The organism is Streptomyces sp. NPDC054786, assembly GCF_053611685.1.
In genome coordinates this window covers 39,626-56,415 of record NZ_JBSHAW010000026.1, presented here as the reverse complement: position 1 = coordinate 56,415, position 16,790 = coordinate 39,626, and the positions used below count along the sequence as shown (strand labels likewise).

At 70.5% G+C, this 16,790-nt stretch carries 16 protein-coding genes; 4 read left to right on the top strand and 12 right to left on the bottom strand.

The features are described 5' to 3' along the window. Positions 1–145 precede the first annotated feature (145 nt). Complete coding sequence (locus ACWGI6_RS22440; RefSeq protein ID WP_453269165.1) at positions 146–1,066, bottom strand: SMP-30/gluconolactonase/LRE family protein; 921 nt, start codon at positions 1,064–1,066, stop codon at positions 146–148. Positions 1,067–1,155: 89 nt separating this feature from the next. Here ACWGI6_RS22440 and ACWGI6_RS22435 point away from each other — a divergent pair, with 89 nt between their 5' ends. Continuing rightward, the gene (locus tag ACWGI6_RS22435; RefSeq protein ID WP_393905304.1) at positions 1,156–1,596 is read left to right on the top strand and encodes an Lrp/AsnC family transcriptional regulator; all 441 of its coding nucleotides are present in this window, start codon (positions 1,156–1,158) and stop codon (positions 1,594–1,596) included. A 116-nt stretch (positions 1,597–1,712) separates the two neighbouring features. Further along, positions 1,713–2,297 (top strand): NUDIX hydrolase, encoded by a 585-nt coding sequence (locus tag ACWGI6_RS22430; protein ID WP_453269164.1) that lies wholly within the window; start codon positions 1,713–1,715, stop codon positions 2,295–2,297. Here ACWGI6_RS22430 and ACWGI6_RS22425 read toward each other — a convergent pair. The 5 genes from ACWGI6_RS22425 to ACWGI6_RS22405 form a co-directional block, all read right to left on the bottom strand. Then, complete coding sequence (locus ACWGI6_RS22425) at positions 2,191–3,033, bottom strand: hypothetical protein (protein ID WP_453269163.1); 843 nt, start codon at positions 3,031–3,033, stop codon at positions 2,191–2,193. The genes ACWGI6_RS22430 and ACWGI6_RS22425 overlap by 107 nt on opposite strands. A 171-nt stretch (positions 3,034–3,204) precedes the next feature. Further along, positions 3,205–4,659 (bottom strand): hypothetical protein, encoded by a 1,455-nt coding sequence (locus ACWGI6_RS22420; protein ID WP_453269162.1) that lies wholly within the window; start codon positions 4,657–4,659, stop codon positions 3,205–3,207. Between the two features lie 78 nt (positions 4,660–4,737). Then, a complete protein-coding gene (locus ACWGI6_RS22415; RefSeq protein WP_453269161.1) occupies positions 4,738–5,397 on the bottom strand; it encodes a LutC/YkgG family protein in 660 nt (219 codons plus the stop codon). After that, positions 5,394–6,884: a lactate utilization protein B gene (locus ACWGI6_RS22410; RefSeq protein WP_453269160.1), complete on the bottom strand. Its 1,491-nt coding sequence runs from the start codon at positions 6,882–6,884 to the stop codon at positions 5,394–5,396. The genes ACWGI6_RS22415 and ACWGI6_RS22410 overlap by 4 nt, the downstream gene beginning before the upstream one ends. Further along, entirely contained in the window at positions 6,881–7,633 is a 753-nt protein-coding gene (locus tag ACWGI6_RS22405; protein WP_453269159.1) for a (Fe-S)-binding protein, read from the bottom strand. Before ACWGI6_RS22405 ends, ACWGI6_RS22410 begins: the two co-directional genes overlap by 4 nt. 122 nt (positions 7,634–7,755) lie before the next feature. On the opposite strand from ACWGI6_RS22405, the gene ACWGI6_RS22400 reads away from it, so the two are divergent. Continuing rightward, positions 7,756–9,099, top strand: coding sequence for an MFS transporter (locus tag ACWGI6_RS22400; protein ID WP_453269223.1), 1,344 nt, complete (start codon positions 7,756–7,758; stop codon positions 9,097–9,099). A gap of 438 nt (positions 9,100–9,537) precedes the next feature. Here the strand turns inward: ACWGI6_RS22400 and ACWGI6_RS22395 are convergent, their stop codons facing one another. The 6 genes from ACWGI6_RS22395 to ACWGI6_RS22370 all read right to left on the bottom strand — a co-directional run bounded on the left by ACWGI6_RS22395 (position 9,538) and on the right by ACWGI6_RS22370 (position 15,671). Next, positions 9,538–10,656, bottom strand: coding sequence for an NAD(P)-binding domain-containing protein (locus ACWGI6_RS22395; RefSeq protein WP_453269158.1), 1,119 nt, complete (start codon positions 10,654–10,656; stop codon positions 9,538–9,540). A gap of 195 nt (positions 10,657–10,851) precedes the next feature. Beyond that, on the bottom strand, positions 10,852–12,057 hold the full coding sequence (locus tag ACWGI6_RS22390; RefSeq protein WP_453269157.1) for an LLM class flavin-dependent oxidoreductase: 1,206 nt from the start codon (positions 12,055–12,057) through the stop codon (positions 10,852–10,854). A gap of 1 nt (position 12,058) precedes the next feature. After that, on the bottom strand, positions 12,059–13,105 hold the full coding sequence (locus tag ACWGI6_RS22385; RefSeq protein ID WP_453269156.1) for an ABC transporter substrate-binding protein: 1,047 nt from the start codon (positions 13,103–13,105) through the stop codon (positions 12,059–12,061). A gap of 307 nt (positions 13,106–13,412) precedes the next feature. Further along, a complete protein-coding gene (locus ACWGI6_RS22380; protein ID WP_453269155.1) occupies positions 13,413–14,321 on the bottom strand; it encodes an ABC transporter ATP-binding protein in 909 nt (302 codons plus the stop codon). Continuing rightward, the gene (locus ACWGI6_RS22375) at positions 14,294–15,217 is read right to left on the bottom strand and encodes an ABC transporter permease (protein WP_453269154.1); all 924 of its coding nucleotides are present in this window, start codon (positions 15,215–15,217) and stop codon (positions 14,294–14,296) included. The genes ACWGI6_RS22380 and ACWGI6_RS22375 overlap by 28 nt, the downstream gene beginning before the upstream one ends. Before the next feature lie 364 nt (positions 15,218–15,581). Then, on the bottom strand, positions 15,582–15,671 hold the full coding sequence (locus tag ACWGI6_RS22370; RefSeq protein WP_355780374.1) for a putative leader peptide: 90 nt from the start codon (positions 15,669–15,671) through the stop codon (positions 15,582–15,584). A gap of 145 nt (positions 15,672–15,816) precedes the next feature. Between ACWGI6_RS22370 and ACWGI6_RS22365 the strand changes: the two genes are divergently transcribed. Then, positions 15,817–16,239, top strand: a complete 423-nt coding sequence (locus tag ACWGI6_RS22365; protein ID WP_453269153.1) for a secondary thiamine-phosphate synthase enzyme YjbQ — start codon at positions 15,817–15,819, stop codon at positions 16,237–16,239. Positions 16,240–16,790: the final 551 nt, after the last annotated feature.

The following is a 16,790-nucleotide window of genomic DNA, read 5'->3' as shown; positions in this document are numbered from 1 at the left end:
GTCACCACCAGGCACCGGGCCGGCTTCGGCGACGGCGCGCCGGACATGCTCCGGGCCGGCGGTCCGTCCGCCCGCGGAGGCCGGCCGGTGGGCCTCGGCAGGGTAGGTGCGGACCTCGCCCGGGGCAGCGCCGACCCTGACGGGATCAGCGCGGACAGCGGATCCGGGGCGCCCCCGTCACCGACATCACCAGTGAGTACAGCGTGGTCGTCGCGGTGATGAAGAGGCGGTTGTTCTTCGGGCCGCCGAAGGCGATGTTGGAGACCGCCTCGGGGACGCGGAGCCGCCCGATCAGGGTGCCGTCCGGGTCATAGCAGTGCACCCCGCCGGACATGGCGGCCGCCCACAGCCGCCCCTCGTCATCGAAGCGGATGTTGTCGAACCGGCTCTGCCCGTCCGTGGTTTCGGCGAAGATTCTGCCGTCCGACAGCGACCCGTCCGCTCGTACGTCGAAGACCCGGATCTGACCGGCGCGGGTGTCCGATACGTACAGCTGCTCTTCGTCGGGGGAGAGGACCAGTCCGTTCGGTCCACCGAAACCGTCCGCGGCAAGGGTGACGGTGCCCGTCGAGGGATCGATCCGGTAGACATGGCACGCGCCGATCTCGCTCTCGGCGCGGTGGCCCTCATAGTCGCTGGTGATTCCGAAGTCCGGGTCGGAGAACCAGATGGTGCCGTCGGAGTGCACGACCGCGTCGTTCGGGCTGTTGAGCCGCTTGCCTTCGAAGCGGTCGGCGAGCACCGTGAGGGTCCCGTTGTGCTCGGTGCGGGTGACGCGGCGGTTGCCCTGCTCGCAGCTGATCAGCCGGGACTGGCCGTCGAGGGTGTTGCCGTTGCTGTGTCCGGCCGGGGAACGGAAGACGCCGACCGTGCCGGTCGGTTCGTCCCAGCGCAGCATCCGGTCGTTGGGGATGTCGCTCCAGATCAACTGGCGCCAGGCGGGCAGATAGACCGGGCCCTCGGCCCAGCGGCAGTTCTCGTACAGCTTCTCCAGGCGTTCGTCGCCGTTCGCGCACCTTCCGGTCCGGAAGCGGTCGTCCAGTATCTCGTATGGCGAAGTCGCCAAGGAATTAGACATAGTTAAGCCTCTCGGGTGGTGACCTGAACCACATTCGGCAGTGTAGTGATATCTCGGAACGGGATATGGTGGCAAGCATGGATGACGTCGACCGCGAACTCGTCGCCCTGCTCCAGCAGGACGCCACGCAGGCCTATGCGGCGCTCGGCAAGGCGGTCGGCCTCTCGGCCGGTGCCGCCCATGAGCGGGTCCGCAAGCTCCGGGAGCGCGGCGTGATCCGCCGTACGACCGTGGACGTGGACCCCGTGGCCCTCGGCCGCGGAGTACTGGCGTTCGTCATGGTCGAGTCCTCCGCATGGATGGGCGATTCGGCTGCCGCCTTCCTGGCCATCCCCGAGATCCAGGAGGCCCATGTGATCGCGGGCAGTGCCTCCGTCCTGGTGAAGGTGCGAACCGCCACCACCGAGGGGCTTCAGGACGTCCTGCGCAGGCTGTATGCGATCGAGGGGGTCAGCGGAACCCAGGCGACCGTCTCGTTGGAGACCTTCTTCGAGCGCCCGGTCTCCCCGCGGGGGTAGTCGCCTCACGGTGCTCCGGCGGGTGCCCCCGGAACCGGCCCGTAGCTGAGTCATCGCCGGTACGGTGGACCTCCGCCACGGGCCTGCGCCCGTCTCTTCGGATTGCGAGATGTCCGATGAACCAGATTGCAGCCGACACTTATCTGGCCGCGGCGGTGGTGGTGCACGACGCCAGTGTGCTGATCGTGCGCCGTAGCTACCGCGAGCGTTTTCTGCCCGGCGCGTGGGGTGTGCCGTGCGGGAAGCTCGATCGTGGGGAGTTGGCCGAGAGCGCCGCCCTACGGGAGCTGAAGGAAGAGACCGGTCTCCTCGGCACCATCGTCGCGCACACCGGATCCGCCAGCTTCCTGAGTGACTATCAGGGCCGCCGGGTCCACAACCACCAGGAGAACTTCCTCGTCCGCCCGCTGACGCTGGACGTCGTACTGCCCAGCCCGGATCAGGCCTTTTTGTGGGCACGGCCCGCCGAGCTGGCCCAGATCGGCGTGGACGCCTACAACCTCGACGTGATCCGCCAGGCACTGGGCGGCGGGCTGGACGCCGCCGGGCTCCGGGCCATGACGGCCCGCTTCGGGCGCCCGCCGCAACCCCCTTTCAATAGCCCAAAGAGCCTGCCAGGGAATCGAGTTCGGCAAGGTAGACGGCCGGTGGCAGCGGAGTCTTGGGCGGCGGATCCACACGCTCGGCGCCGCCGGTCCTGAGAGCGCCGCCGATCCGGTCATCGCCGCTGTCCGTGGCGGAACCGCTGTCCGCGGCGGAACCGCTGTCCGTGGCGGGGCCGCCGTCTGCGGCCGAGCCGCTGCGCCCGGCACCGCTGCCCCTGACACGGTTGCTGTTCCTGACGTAGACATCGGTCACCGACCGCTGTGGGGCGGTCTCCAGGAACAGCGTCACCGTCGGCTCCTCGCTCATCACGCGGTGCAGCGTACGGGCGGCCAGGCCGTAGCTCCGCCCTGCGCCGTACTGCTCCGTACACACCAGCCGCAGCCGTGCGTCCCCGACCCGCCGCAGCCGCCAGGCACCGCCGGGGCCGTCGATGGTCTCCCGGTAGGCGGTCGCCGGCACACCGTCAGCGGCCGGCTCGTAGCACTCCATACGGACGCGGCCGCGCACCACCGCCGAGGCGATCGCGCACCGGTGGTTGTGGATGTCCTCGGGGACCGGTCCGGCCCCGCCGTGCCAGAAATGGACCCGCAGCATGAACCGCGGCGCACCGGCCAGCAGTAACAGTTTGTCGAAGCCCAGCACATGGCGGTACGAGAGCCGGGTGCACTCCGCCAGATCGAGATCCCCGGCGGATAATCGGCGCACCAGCGGACCGAGGGTGTCCGGGTGGGCCAGCTGGGCGGTCACCGCGCGCGCCGACTCGGGCGACGGCGGCGCCGGCCCGCCGCCCAGCCGTTCCGCCAGCAGTCGCCGGGCTTCCTCGACCTGCATGAGTCTGACTCCCCTTCGCCGCCCCCGACCGTCCCGCCGCTCACCACCCGCACCCGCCCGCCCCGCCCCTGGCCCCTCACCCGGGCCATGAGCAGCACCGCCCCGCGGCCCCTCACCCGGCCATGGGCGTCACCGCCCCCTACTCCCCGCCTCCGCGGAATCCCGCCCGCCTCATGGCCGGTAGACCATCAACGCATGTCGCCGCAGTACCGAAAGGCCCTGATACGCCATCCACACCGGGTGCCCCATGGGCCCGTCGTCCCACCGCCACACCCCGCCCCGCTGCATACCCTGCACCCGCGCCACGGCCATGGTCAGCTGTGCCTCCCAGGCCGGCAGCCCCACTTCCCCGGCCGCGACCTCGCGGGCTCCGTCCGTCATCAGCGCACGGGCCACCCACGCGGCCGCGAAATGCCGCACCGACAGCAGCTCTTGATGCAGCGGATCCTCCTCGTCCGGCCGCCGCACCTCTTCCTGGCAGTTCTGCAGATCGGCCACGCCACCCGACGGCGCCGCCGGGCCGGCCAGCAGCCAGCGCAGCCCCTCCTCGCGCACCGTGCGCTGCCGCTCGTCCTCGCCCAGCACACGTGCGGCCCGGTCCAGCGCCACCACGGCCCGCGCGGTGTGCGCAGCGGACGGCGCCGGGTTGCCGCGGCCGGTGGCCAGCGCCGCGCCCCAGCAGCGGTGGTTGCCGCGCGCCGGGTCGGCCGTGGCGCCGTTGACCAGCACCTCGCGCAGTCCGTCCAGCGCGCTGGAGCCGGGGGCCGCCCGCAGCAGCCCACGCAGGACATTCGTCACGACATAGGTGTTCGCCAGCCCGGAGGCGTCATGGTCGGGGTTCCACAGCACCTCGCAGGAGCGTATTTCGGCCTCCAGCAGCCGTGGATCGGCGCCGGCCCGGGCCAGCGCACCCAGCACCACCGCGGACACCTCGGGCCGGGCCCCGCTGCCCTGGGAGCGGGCGGCCCATCCGCCGCCGGGAAGCCGCAGCCGCCACAGCGTCTCGGCCACCTGCCCCGCCCGTATGCGGCCGTCGTACGGCGCGATGTCGAGCAGCAGATGCAGCCCGTACGCCGTACCGAACGCCGTCGGATGCACGGGTGGATCGCTCTCGGCGAGAGAGTGCGGCCAGCCGGTGAGCGGTCCGCGCCCGGACACCTCGATCACCGAGAGGCCGCGCCGCAGCGCCTGGTACGTGCCGTCCATCAGCTCGGGAAGCGATCCGGCGGGTGACGGCGCGGGGCCGGGCGGGGGTGCGGCGATGGCGGCCGCCGCCGCGGCCCGCGTCCGCAGCAGGGCGGCCGCCAGCCACACCACCGCGCCGACCCCGGCACCGGCCGTTGCCGCCACGCAGTAACGCGCCGCCTCGCCCGCGAGATTCTGCGGCAGGATCCCCAGCAGTGTCTGGAACACGGCGAACGCGGCGGCCGGGACGCCCAACCGCCCCAGCCAGGTCAGCAGCCGGGAGGGTGCGGAGTCCGGCGGAGCGGCAAGGGACGGCGCTCCGGGCTCCGGTGCGGGTGAGCGGCCTGCCGCGCCGGAACGCCGTGGTGGTAAGCCCTGCCGCAGCACCATCTGCTCCCTCCCCCCGGATGCGCACCCCCGCACCGCGTGTGCGAAGGACATCCCGATCAGTGTAGGAATCCCCACTGACAACGGGGTCGCACACCTGTCGCAGCCCTCCGCGGCCACGGCCGCTTCCGCTCAGTCCGCTTTCTGCGCCGTCGCCAGCAGAATCACCTCCAGCGTCCGCGGCCCGTGCACCCCCTCCACCCGGTCGAGTTCGATGTCGCTGGTCGCGGACGGACCGGAGATCCAGGTCAGCGGGCGGTCCGGCGCCACCCGCGGCAGCGCCTCCGGCACCGAGCCGACCACCTGGTCAGGGGCGCGGACGACACAGAGGTGATGGTCCGGCACCAGCGTGATCCGGCGTCTGCCCTGGTCGGGTCCCGCATCCAGGACCAGCGTGCCGGTCTCCGCGATGGCCACCGCGCAACCCGTCAGCACACTGTCCACGGCGTCGAGTTCACCGGGCGTGCTCGACGCGCGGTCCTCGACGCGGGTGACGTCGGTGCCGGTCGTCCAGGAGGCATCCAGGCCCGGCGGCACCAGCACCGTCCGCGCCCCGCGCTCCGCCAGCAGCCGGCCGATCAGCCCCGGCAGGCCCTCCGCGTCGGTGCGATGCACGATCGCCCGGTAGTCGGCGAGATTCTCCGCGAGCAGATCGACGGTCTGCTCGGGCGTCCGGGCCCCGTGCACGCGGTGGTAGTCCCGGGCCACCGGCGGACCGCCCGGCTCCGTGCCGCGCGGCACATCCGCCAACGCCTGCCGCACCCGTGCCAACACCACGTCCCGGCTGGTCACCTGGTCTCCCCTCGCTGCTCCGACGATGTGCCACGGGTGCGCTGCCACCAGTCGCGGAAGGACTCGGCCGGCACCACGGGAAGATCGCGCGTCTGCGACCAGGCGCGGCCCGGTCCCGGCAGCCGCCGTGGATGCAGCCGACGGGTGCGGGCCCCCAGCCGCATCCCGGCACGCAGCGCGCCCGGGTGATCGAACGCCCAGCCCGCCGCGCGCATCGCGGCCCGCTCCGCGGCATGCCCCCTGGCCGGTTTGAGGACGGTGCGCGCCCCGCCCCGGGTGACCGGCCCGCCCTCCACGACCCGCTCCCGTAGGTGCACCAGCACCTCGGGGATGTCGATGGCGACCGGGCACACCTCGTAACAGGCCCCGCACAGCGACGAGGCATACGGCAGCGAGGCCTCCAACGAGCCTTCGATACCCCGCAGTTGCGGAGTGAGGATGGCGCCGATGGGGCCGGGGTACGGCGAGCCGTACGCATGCCCGCCGGCCCGCTCGTACACCGGGCAGACGTTCAGACAGGCCGAGCAGCGGATGCAGCGCAGCGCCTGCCGCCCGACGGTATCGGCGAGGGTGTCGGTCCGCCCGTTGTCGAGCAGTACCAGATGGAAGGTCCGCGGCCCGTCGCCGTCCGTGGTGCCCGTCCATGTGGAGGTGTACGGGTTCATCCGCTCGGCGGTGGAGGAGCGGGGCAGCAGCTGCAGGAAGACCTCCAGGTCCTGCCAGCTGGGCACCACCTTCTCGATGCCGACGACGGAGATCAGTGTCTCGGGGAGGGTCAGACACATCCGGCCGTTGCCCTCGGACTCCACGACGACCAGCGTGCCGGTCTCCGCGACCATGAAGTTGGCCCCCGAGATCCCGACCTTCGCGGACAGGAACTTCTCCCGCAGATGCAGCCGCGCCGCCTCGGCCAGCTCGGCGGGGGAGTCGGTCAGCCCCTCCGGCGCCGGGCGGCCCCAAGAGCCCATCTCCCGCACGAAGATGTCGCGGATCTCCGAGCGGTTGCGGTGGATCGCCGGGACCAGGATGTGCGACGGCAGATCGTGGCCGAGCTGCACGATCAGCTCGGCCAGATCCGTCTCGTACGCATGGATACCGGCCCCGGCCAGCGCCTCGTTCAGCCCGATCTCCTGCGTCGCCATCGACTTGACCTTGACGACCTCCGTCTCGCCGGTCTCCCGCACCAGCCGGGTGACGATCCGGTTGGCCTCGTCGGCGTCCACCGCCCAGTGGACCTGCCCGCCCGCGGCGACGACCGCGGACTCCAACTGCTCCAGATAATGGTCGAGATGGCGCAGGGTACGGTCCTTCACCGCGGCGCCCGCGGCCCGCAGTTGCGCCCAGTCGTCCAGCTCCGCAACGGCCTTGGCGCGTTTGTCGCGGATGGTGTGGGTGGCATGGGTGAGGTTGGCGCGCAGCCGGGTGTCGCGGGTGGACGCGGCGGCGGCCCGGGGGAACGCCGGCATGCCCAGGTAGGTGCCGCTCACAGCACGCTCCCTTCCGTACTGGCCAAGATCTCCGCGATATGGACCGGGCGGACCGCCGAGCCCTGGCGGGTGAGGGTGCCGCCGATGTGCAGCAGACAGGAGTTGTCGACCGTGCAGACCGCCTCGGCCCCGGTACCGACGATGTGACGGACCTTGTCGGCGCCCATCGCCGCCGAGACCGCCGGGTTCTTCACCGCGAAGGTGCCGCCGAACCCGCAGCACTCCTCGGCGCCCGGCAGTTCCCGCAGCTCCAGCCCCTTGACGTGCTCCAGCAGCCGCCGCGGCCGGTCGCCCAGCCCCAGCATCCGCAGCCCGTGGCAGGTGGGGTGGTAGGTGACGGTATGCGGGTAAGAGGCACCGACATCCTCCACCTTCAGCACGTCCACCAGGAACTCGGTCAACTCGTACATCTTGGGCACCGCGACCGCCGCCGCGTCGACGAGTCCCCGGCCGCGCCCCTCGGCGGCCGCCTTCGCGCCGATCCGCGGATAGTTGTCACGCACCATCGCGGCACACGAGCCGGACGGGGTGACCACATACTCGTAGTCCTTGAACGCCCGGTCGAAACGGCGCACCAGCGGCTCGGTCGCATGCCGGTATCCGGTGTTGAACTGTGGCTGGCCGCAGCAGCTCTGTTCGGCGGGGAAGCCGACCTCCACCCCCAGCCGCTCCAGCAGCGTCACCACCGCCTGCCCCGTCCGCGGATGGAGCATGTCGTTGATGCAGGTGACGAACAGTGCTACACGCACATTGCCATCTCCTTTCGGTAGCCACAGCCTCTGGCGGCCATCCGCTTCCGCGGTACATGATCACCTGTCGGCTCATCCTGCCCCAGCCGCAGGCCCAGGAGAAGAACCAGGAGCGGAGGACCATGTCGAGTGCCGAGCACATAGCCAAGGACCAGGCGCCGAGCGGTGCCCGCCCGCCGTCACGCCTGCGGCAGCTGGCCGCCGCCTCCATCGGCAACGCCGTTGAGTGGTACGACTGGTACGCGTACTCCTTCCTCGCGGTCTACTTCGCCGGGCAGGTCTTCCCCGAGGGCGCCGGCAACGCCCTGGTGCCGCTGCTCTCCACCTTCGCCGTCTTCGCGGTCGGCTTCTTCATGCGCCCGGTCGGCGGGCTGCTGATGGGCGCGATCGCCGACCGCCGGGGCCGACGGACCGCACTGACCCTGACCATCCTGCTGATGGGCGGCGGCAGTCTGCTGGTCGCGCTCACCCCGACCTACGCCGCCACCGGTCTGCTGGCCCCCCTCGTCCTGGTCGTCGCCCGTCTGGTGCAGGGTCTGTCGGTGGGCGGCGAGTTCGCGGCCTCCACGACCTTCCTCGTCGAATCGGCGGGACCGGGCAGGCGCGGGCTGTTCTCCAGCTTCCAGTACGTGTCCACGACCCTCGGCCAGCTGCTGGCCTCCGGAACCGCCGCGCTGCTCGCGGCGCTGCTCACCGAGCGGCAGATGGGGCAGTGGGGCTGGCGGGTGGCGTTCCTCGTCGGCGCCCTGCTGAGCCTGCTGGGGCTGTGGATCCGGCGCGGCGCCCAGGAGACACTTCCCCAAGCTCTCCACTCCGTTCGAGCAGGGGAGACCCCAAGCCCCGAGCAGCAGGCGGCCGACCGCCCCGGCCTCTTCGAGGCGCTGCGCCGCCACCCCCGTCAGTCCCTGCTCATCTGCGGTATCACCGCCGGCGGCACCATCGCCTACTACACCTGGACGACCTACCTGCCCACCTACGCACAGGTCAACGCGGGCTTCGACAAGGGCGATTCGCTCATCGTCGGCACCCTCTCGCTCGTCTTCTTCGCCCTGCTCCAGCCGCTCGGCGGAATGCTCTCGGACCGCATCGGCCGCAAACCACTGCTGCTCGGCTTCTCGCTGGGTTTCGCCGTCCTGGCCGTACCGCTGCTGCACCTGGTCAGCGACGCGTTCTTCTCGCTGCTGCTGGTGCAGTGCGCGGGCATGGTGCTGCTCACCGGCTACACCTCGGTCGCCGCTGCCGTGAACGCCGAGGTGTTCCCCGCGCGGGTGCGTGCCGCCGGGATCGGCTTCCCGTACTCACTCACCGTCGCCCTCTTCGGCGGCACGGCTCCCTACGTCGGCACCTGGTTCAAGCAGGCCGGCCACGCCGACCTCTTCCCCTGGTACGTGGCCGCGCTGTGCCTCGTCTCGTTCCTCGTCTATCTGACCCTTCCGGAGACCTCCCGGCAGAAGCTGGAGAAATAGCCCGCCGGAACACAGACAAGCGCCGCCCGTCCCGGGACAGGGAGGGGCGGCGCCTCGGGGCGAGGTCTGTCAGACGAGCCAACCCACGAGGTGGAGGACGTTGGCCAAGAGAGCGGTGAGGATGTCCATCGGGATCTTCTCCTTGAAGTTGTGGGACTCAACTCCCCGGCCCAGCAAGGGGGATGGACCGGAGGCGTGGTAACGGTCTGCAGCCCGCCGCTCGCGCCCCGTCATCATCGCCGGTTGCAGCGAGTCAATTGAACCCCTCCCCTCCTCGATCATGCTTACCGGCGAACAACTGCTCCCGGGAGCAACTGTTCGTCCGAGGATTCGTATGGGGGTTCCCATGGGGAGGGTCTTTGTGGCGTTTTGTCGCGCGGGCGTTTCGGCGGTTTACGGACTACGGTTGCGCCGCCCCGTCGGGCACGTGGCCCCGCCCTACGAGGCGAGACTGTCGGCCAACCCCCGCTCCCCACGGACTGGTTGAACGGTGGCGGCGAGCATGCGACGGATGTCGCCGACCGCGGCACGTCCCGCGCGGTTGGCGCCGATGGTGCTCGCCGACGGCCCGTATCCGACGAGATGGATCCGCGCATCGCGCAGCGTGCGGGTGCCGTCCATCCGGATACCGCCGCCCGGCTCGCGCAGCCGCAGCGGGGCGAGATGGTCGATGGCGGCGCGGAAGCCCGTCGCGTAAAGGATCACATCGGCCTCGGCCGTGCGTCCGTCGTCCCAGATCACGCCCGTGGGCGTGAGGCGCTCGAAGAGCGGCAGCCGCTCCAGCACGCCGCTCTCCCGGGCCTGCCGGATGGCCTCGGTCATCGGCAGCCCGGTCACGCTCACCACGCTCCGCGGCGGCAGCCCCTGCCGGACCCGCTCCTCCACCAGGGCGACCGCGGCCCGGCCCTGCTCCTGGCCGAACGGACCCTCGCGGAAGACCGGCGGCCGGCGTGTCACCCACGTCGTCGCGGCCGCGACCGGCGCGATCTCCAGCAGCTGCTGTACGGCCGATGTCCCGCCGCCCACCACCACGACCCGCGCGCCGCGGAAGCCCTCCGGACCCTCGTACTGAGAGCTGTGCAGCTGACGGCCGCCGAACGTCTCCTGTCCGGGAAACCGCGGCCAGAACGGCCGGTCCCAGGTCCCGGTCGCATTGATCACGGCCCGTGCCGCATAGTCCCCTTCCGACGTCGCGACCAGCAGCCGTCCGTCGTCGCCCTCGCGCACGGCCGTCACGCTCACCGGCCGGTGCACCCGCAGCCCGAAGGTCTGCTCATAGCTGTCGAAGTACCCGCCGATCACCTCGGACGACGGGCGCCGTGGATCGGCACCGGTCAGTTCCATGCCGGGCAGCGCATGCATGCCGTGCACCTTTTCGTACGTCAGCGTCGGCCACCGGAACTGCCAGGCCCCGCCGGGGCGCGGAGCGTGATCGAGCACCACGAAGTCCCGGTCCGGCGCATAACCGACCCGCCGCAGATGAAAGGCGGCGGCCAGACCGGCCTGCCCGGCACCGATCACCACGACCTCGACCTCACGCACCCCGGTGTAGTTCATGATTCACCTAACCCGGGGAGGGCTGGTTGTCTTCCCCCGGGGCGCGGGCAGTTTCCGCGGCCTGCCGCGCTGCGCCCTTTCCCGGTGCGCGCCGCATCGGCTCCCCGGTACCGGCAGCAGGGCCGGTCGAAGGCCGTGGGGGCGCGCTCAGCGGCAACGACCGCCGTGCGCCCCCACGGCCCCACGGAATCCGGCTCAGCGGCCGCCGGCGATCAGCAGCGGCGCGCCGCCCGGTGCGGACGCCGGGCGGCCAGGGGCGGCCGGGACACCGTCCAGGGGAGAGGGCCCGGCATCCAGCAGCCCGCGGGCGGCAAGCTCCGGCCGTACGCCCTCACCGAACCAGTACGCCTCCTCCAGATGCGGGTAGCCGGAGAGCACAAAGTGCTCGACGCCCAGGGAGTGGTACTCCTCGATCCGGTCGGCCACCTCGGCATGGCTGCCGACCAGCGCGGTGCCGGCACCGCCCCGTACCAGGCCGACCCCCGCCCACAGATTGGGCGAGATCTCCAGCTTGTCGCGCGAGCCGCCGTGCAGCGCCAGCATCCGCTGCTGCCCCACCGACTCGCTCCTGCCCAGCGCCTGTTGCGCGGCCGCGACCGTCTCCGGATCGAGGTCGTCGAGCAGCCGGCCGGCGGTCGCCCAGGCCTCCTTGGAGGAGTCCCGGGAGATCGTGTGCAGCCGGATACCGAACCGGACCGTACGGCCCTCCTTCTCCGCCAGCCCACGAATCCAGTCGATCTTCTGCTTGACCTCCTCGGGTGGCTCGCCCCAGGTGAGGTACACATCCACATTCCGGGCGGCGACCGGCCCCGCCGCGGCGGACGAGCCGCCGAAGCAGATCTGCGGCAGCGGGTCCGGCGGCAGCGCCGTCAGACCGCCCTCGACCTGATAGTGCTCGCCCCGGAAGTCGAACGGTTTCCCGCCCCACACACCACGTACGACCTGCAGAAACTCATCCGTACGGGCATACCGCCGGTCATGGTCGAGATGATCGCCGAACCTCCGCTGCTCGGTCGAATCGCCCCCGGTCACCACATTCAGCAGCAGCCGCCCGCGCGAGATCCGCTGATAGGTCGCGGCCATCTGGGCCGCCAGCACCGGCGAGATCACCCCCGGCCGGAACGCGACCAGGAACTTCAGCCGCTCGGTGACCTGGGTGAGCGCCACCGTCGTCAGCCAGGCGTCCTCGCACCACGTACCGGTGGGCGTGAGCACCGCTTCAAAACCCAACTGCTCGGCAGCCTTGGCGATTTGGGCCAAATACTCGATGTCCGGGGCCCGTACCCCGCTGACCGGGGTGATGCGGTCACGCCGGATGCCGCCGTCGGTATAGGCATGGCGGTCGACGAGGGTCCGCCCGTCGCCGCCTGTCGGCAGAAACCAATGCAGGTGTACGGACATCTCACTGACCCTTTCCATAGGTACGCGGCGCGGTGCTCGAAGGCGGCAGGTCACCGTTGAAACGGGGGTCGACGAACTCCCCGAAGTCGAAGGAGCGGGGGATCAGCTTCAGCGCCGCGAACGACTCGACGATCTGCTGCTCGGAGGCGACGGCGGCCTTGTCCACGGCGACCGTGACCGCCGTCCCCCGGGTGCGCTTGACCGCGTCCAGGGCCACCTTGTCCGGCAGCCCGGTCTCCTTCGCCCAGGCCTTCGCCCAGACGTCGGGGTGCTTGAACACCCAGTTCTGTGCCCGCCGCAACCGGTCCGTGTAGTCCTTCAGCGCCGCCGACTTCTTCTTGTCGTGCAATGCGGCGGGCGCGGCAACCTGGAAGCTCAGTCCGTTGACGACCCCTTGCCCGGTGGTCAGCACCCGGGCGTCGGCCTGGTCCAGGGCCTGCGAGGTGTACGGGTCCCACACCGCCCAGGCATCCACCTTCCCCCGGGTGAACGCGGCGAGCGCATCGGCCGGCTGCAGGTAGTTGAGCGTGACGTCCTTCGGGGTCAGCCCGGCCTTCTTCAGCGAGGCAATCAGCTGGTAGTGCGCCGAGCTGCCCTGGGCAACGGCGATCGACTTGCCCTTCAGCTGCGCCGGCCGCTTGAGCGGGGAGCCCTTCTTCACCAGGATCGACTCACCGTCCGACCTGCTGTGCGTCCCGGCGATCACCTTGATCTTCGACTTCGCCGCGGCGGCGAACACCGGCGGCGTGTTGCCGACCGCACCGACGTCCACCGCTCCCGCGTTGACCGCCTCCAGCAGCGGCGGCCCCGAGGTGAAGGTCGACCACTTGATCTTGTACGGAAGGTCGTCCAACTCTCCGGCGGCCCGCAGCAACGCCTCCGAACCACCCTTCTGATCACCGACGTTGAGGGTCAGCGACCCCTTGCCGTCGGTCCCACTGCCGGTCCCCCCGCCGGCCCCCTTGGCCCCCGACGAACCATTGCAGGCGGCCAGCAGCAGGGTGAGCGGGAGCAGCAGGGCGGCTGGGGCGATATGGCGTGCTCTCATGGGGTGTTGTCCGTTTCGTTCTTGGGTGGGGAGGGGGGAGCTGGGGTGGGCTGGAGCGGATGTGGGGGAGTGGGGTGGGGGAGGAGGCTTTGGGGGGACGGGGTGACGGGGTGGCTGGTGCTGGGTGTCGGGTGGGTGTGTTCGGTTGCCGGGCTCCGGTTGCCGGTTCCGGGAGCCTGCGGTTACGGCCGCGATCGGGCTCAGATCCGGGGCGCATCGGGCCGGTATCGGCTCGTATCGGGTCGGTCGGGGTGGCGACTGCGCGGCGATGACGGCCGGCTGCCTGCCGCTCAATCCGCGGGCGAGGTCAGACGGCGGTGGGGGAGGCGTCCGCCGTGCGGGGCCCGGCGGCCTCCGGCTCGCCTTCGGCGCCACCAGCACCTCCACCGCCCTCCACGCCCTCCACGCTCTCCCTGCCTTCCTCGCCCGCCACACCGTCCTCCACATCGGGTTCGTCCTCCACGCCGAGCCGGTCGAGCAGCTGGGCGCGCAACGCACCGAAGCGAGGATCGGAGATATCGCGCGGCCGCGGCAGATCCACCGTGGTCTCGTACGCGATCCGGCCGCCCTCCATCACCAGCGCCCGGTCCGCGAGCAGCAGGGCCTCCGCCACGTCATGGGTGACCAGCAGGACCGCGCAGCCGCGCTCCTGCCACAGCTCGGCCACCTGGCGCTGGGCCTTGATCCGGGTCAGTGCGTCGAGGGCACCGAACGGCTCGTCGAGCAGCAGCAGATCGGGTTCACGCACCAGGGCGCGGGCGAGCGACGCACGCTGGGCTTCCCCGCCGGAGAGCGTCTTGGGCCAGGCGTCCGCCCGATGGCCGAGTCCGACTTCTTCCAACGCCCGTGCGGCAGTGCTCCGTTCCGGGCGGCCCGGCAGCCCCAGCAGCACATTCCGCCAGACCCGCTTCCAGGGCATCAACCGCGGCGCCTGGAACGCCACGGCCTTGCGGCGCGGCACCAGAACCTCGCCCTCGATCTCCTGGTCGAGCCCGGCCAGAACCCGCAGCAACGTCGACTTGCCGCAGCCACTGCGCCCGAGCAACGCCACGAACTCGCCCGGCCGGATGGACAGATGAAGACCGTCGATGACGGCTCGTCCGCCGAAGGCGCGTACCAGTCCGCCGACCTGTACGGCGGCACCGGAGACCGCGGCGCGCGAGCTCTGCCGTCCCTGCGCGTTATCGGTCACTGACCCGTGAACGTCGGTCGCCATTGCAGCAGCAGCCTTTCGAGGGTACGGACGAGAAAATCGGCGATGAGCCCGAGGATCGCGTAGACCACCAGGCACACCACGATCACGTCGGTGCGGAAGAATTCCCTGGCCTGGTTCATCAGAAAACCGAGGCCGTCATCGGCGTTGACCTGCTCACCGAAGACCAGCGCGAGCCATGCGGTGGCCAGCGAATAGCGCAGCCCGGTCATGGCTCCCGGAAGCGCGCCGGGCAATATCACATGCCCGATCAGGCCCCATCGACTCAGCCCGAGCGACTGCCCCGCCTCCACCAACTGGGCATCGACGCCACGAATTCCGGCATAGACATTCAGATACAGATGGAACGCCACACCCAGCGAGATCAGCGCAATCTTGGGCGCCTCGCCGATGCCCAGCCAGATGATGAACAGCGGAATGACGCCCACCCAGGGAATGGAGCGCAGCATCTGCACGGTCGCATCGACCAGATCCTCGCCGAGCCGGGAAAGCCCCGACACGAGCGCCAGCACCACACCGGTCACGCCACCCAACAGCAGTCCGACCGCGACGCGTTGAAGAGAGACCAGCATCGCCGACGGCAGTGTTCCGTCCGAGATCAGGTCTCCGCCGGTGGCGGCGATGGTCCCGGGCGACGCCAGAATGTCGGACTCCAGCGCACCGCTCGCACTGAGTACCTGCCACAGCGCCAGCAGCGCGACGGGCCCCACGGTACGGCGCAACCACCGCGGCACCGACCACCGGCGACCGGAAACCGGATCAACGCGAACAAGCTCGAGCCCCTCGGCGCCGGACCCGGACTTCACCCCCGTCTCCACACCCTTCGCAAGGGACGGACGCACTGCTTCATCGGATATATCGGGTGGGCCATGGCGCGCCACGGCCTGATCGAGAGTCATGAATGCTCCACGGGGAGGGGGAAAGGCGGGGGGCGGGAGAAGGAAGCCGCTCACCCGGACGCACGACGGACACCACAGGCCACAGGGCACAGACGGAGGCAACAAAAGCACCAGCGAAACGCCAGCACGCCAAACGGGCCAACGGGCAAACGAACAAACCCGCAATCCAGCGAATAGCTACGAGCGAAACAATCTGCAACAGTCGCTGCGAAGCACCAAAAGGCAACCACAGCAGAGCAAGACAGAAGGAGACAAGGCCTCGAAACGGTCGCGCATAGCCGCAACAAGCCGCGCGTGGCCACAAAGCACCGCGAAACGCGAAACCTGGAACGGCCTCAGCAACGGCAACAGCGGCGCAACGGCATCAACAACAGCCGCCGCGGCGACACGCCGCAGAGGCCACCCGCAGCAGGTCGATGTGACCGCGCGTGGTGAGCAGGGCTGATGTAGACATGTCGCTGAACGTAGCGGTGCGCTGCGAGAGGGGTCAAACGTCATCTCGGCTGGTGGACTTTTGTTGCCGGAGTATTGAGGTGGCATTGCGGGAGCGGCCCGCGGGGTTGCGGACGCGGGCAGGCTGTCCGTACGAAAATGAACGTATGAGCACCGCATTCACCACCCGCACCCTTGACGTCACCACGGGCTCGACAGAGACCGTCGCCGACCTCACCGCCGACTGCGCCGCATTCCTCCGGGAGACGGCAGACGGCCGCGACGGCCTGCTGAACATCTTCGTTCCGCACGCCACCGCCGGCATCGCCGTCCTCGAAACCGGCGCAGGCAGCGACGAAGACCTCCTGGCCGCCCTGCACGACCTCCTCCCGGCCGACGACCGCTGGCGCCACCGCCACGGCACCCCCGGCCACGGCCGCGACCACGTCCTGCCCGCCCTCGTCCCACCCCACGCCACCCTCCCGGTCATCTCGGGCCGGATGGCACTCGGCACCTGGCAGTCCGTCTGCTTGGTGGACACGAACGTGGACAATCCACACCGGCAGGTACGCGTGAGCTTCCTGGGGTGACCTTGAGCGGGGCCCCCGCCAGGCCTGGTCCGGTTGCCGGCTCTCGCGCGCTCCCGGGAGACAGGGCTGCACGGCCGGGTGCCCGCCGCGCCGGTTCGTTCGGTGGGGCCGACGTCGACGGGGTCACTGGAGCGGCGATGAATCTGCTCCAAGTCGGATCCTGGGGCTGCGCTGCCGCCGCACCCTTGCGGGCCCTGTACCGCTCAGGCAACGCGTGTGGGGCATGTTGTGGTTGTCTCCAGTGGGGTGACAACTGTCAAGTGCGCTTGTCGTTCCTCGGGTAGGGCAGAGGTAGCTACGGCTGTAGGGACGATCTCCGGCGCACCCAGCGACGCACCAGGGCGATGACGATGGGCGCCGGGAGCTCATATGGGCCGTGTTCTCGGCAGTTTCCGCTTCCGAGGCGTATCCCTGAAAACGGATGAGTTTCATGAGATGTCCGGAGGAGGCGGGCACCTGCTGTAGCAGCGTGTTCATCCGATCGACGAGATTCGCGGCTTCGGCGCGGCAGCGGCGCAGGTGGTAGCCGAGGCGCCCCAACAGGACCTCGG

Coding starts and splice junctions, on each gene's coding strand:
- ACWGI6_RS22435 (WP_393905304.1), top strand. CDS start 1,156: ATGGATGACGTCGACCGCGAACTCGTCGCCCTGCTCCAGCAGGACGCC.
- ACWGI6_RS22430 (WP_453269164.1), top strand. CDS start 1,713: ATGAACCAGATTGCAGCCGACACTTATCTGGCCGCGGCGGTGGTGGTG.
- ACWGI6_RS22425 (WP_453269163.1), bottom strand. CDS start 3,033: ATGCAGGTCGAGGAAGCCCGGCGACTGCTGGCGGAACGGCTGGGCGGC.
- ACWGI6_RS22420 (WP_453269162.1), bottom strand. CDS start 4,659: ATGTCCTTCGCACACGCGGTGCGGGGGTGCGCATCCGGGGGGAGGGAG.
- ACWGI6_RS22400 (WP_453269223.1), top strand. CDS start 7,756: ATGTCGAGTGCCGAGCACATAGCCAAGGACCAGGCGCCGAGCGGTGCC.
- ACWGI6_RS22395 (WP_453269158.1), bottom strand. CDS start 10,656: ATGAACTACACCGGGGTGCGTGAGGTCGAGGTCGTGGTGATCGGTGCC.
- ACWGI6_RS22390 (WP_453269157.1), bottom strand. CDS start 12,057: ATGTCCGTACACCTGCATTGGTTTCTGCCGACAGGCGGCGACGGGCGG.
- ACWGI6_RS22385 (WP_453269156.1), bottom strand. CDS start 13,105: ATGAGAGCACGCCATATCGCCCCAGCCGCCCTGCTGCTCCCGCTCACC.
- ACWGI6_RS22380 (WP_453269155.1), bottom strand. CDS start 14,321: ATGGCGACCGACGTTCACGGGTCAGTGACCGATAACGCGCAGGGACGG.
- ACWGI6_RS22375 (WP_453269154.1), bottom strand. CDS start 15,217: ATGACTCTCGATCAGGCCGTGGCGCGCCATGGCCCACCCGATATATCC.
- ACWGI6_RS22370 (WP_355780374.1), bottom strand. CDS start 15,671: ATGTCTACATCAGCCCTGCTCACCACGCGCGGTCACATCGACCTGCTG.
- ACWGI6_RS22365 (WP_453269153.1), top strand. CDS start 15,817: ATGAGCACCGCATTCACCACCCGCACCCTTGACGTCACCACGGGCTCG.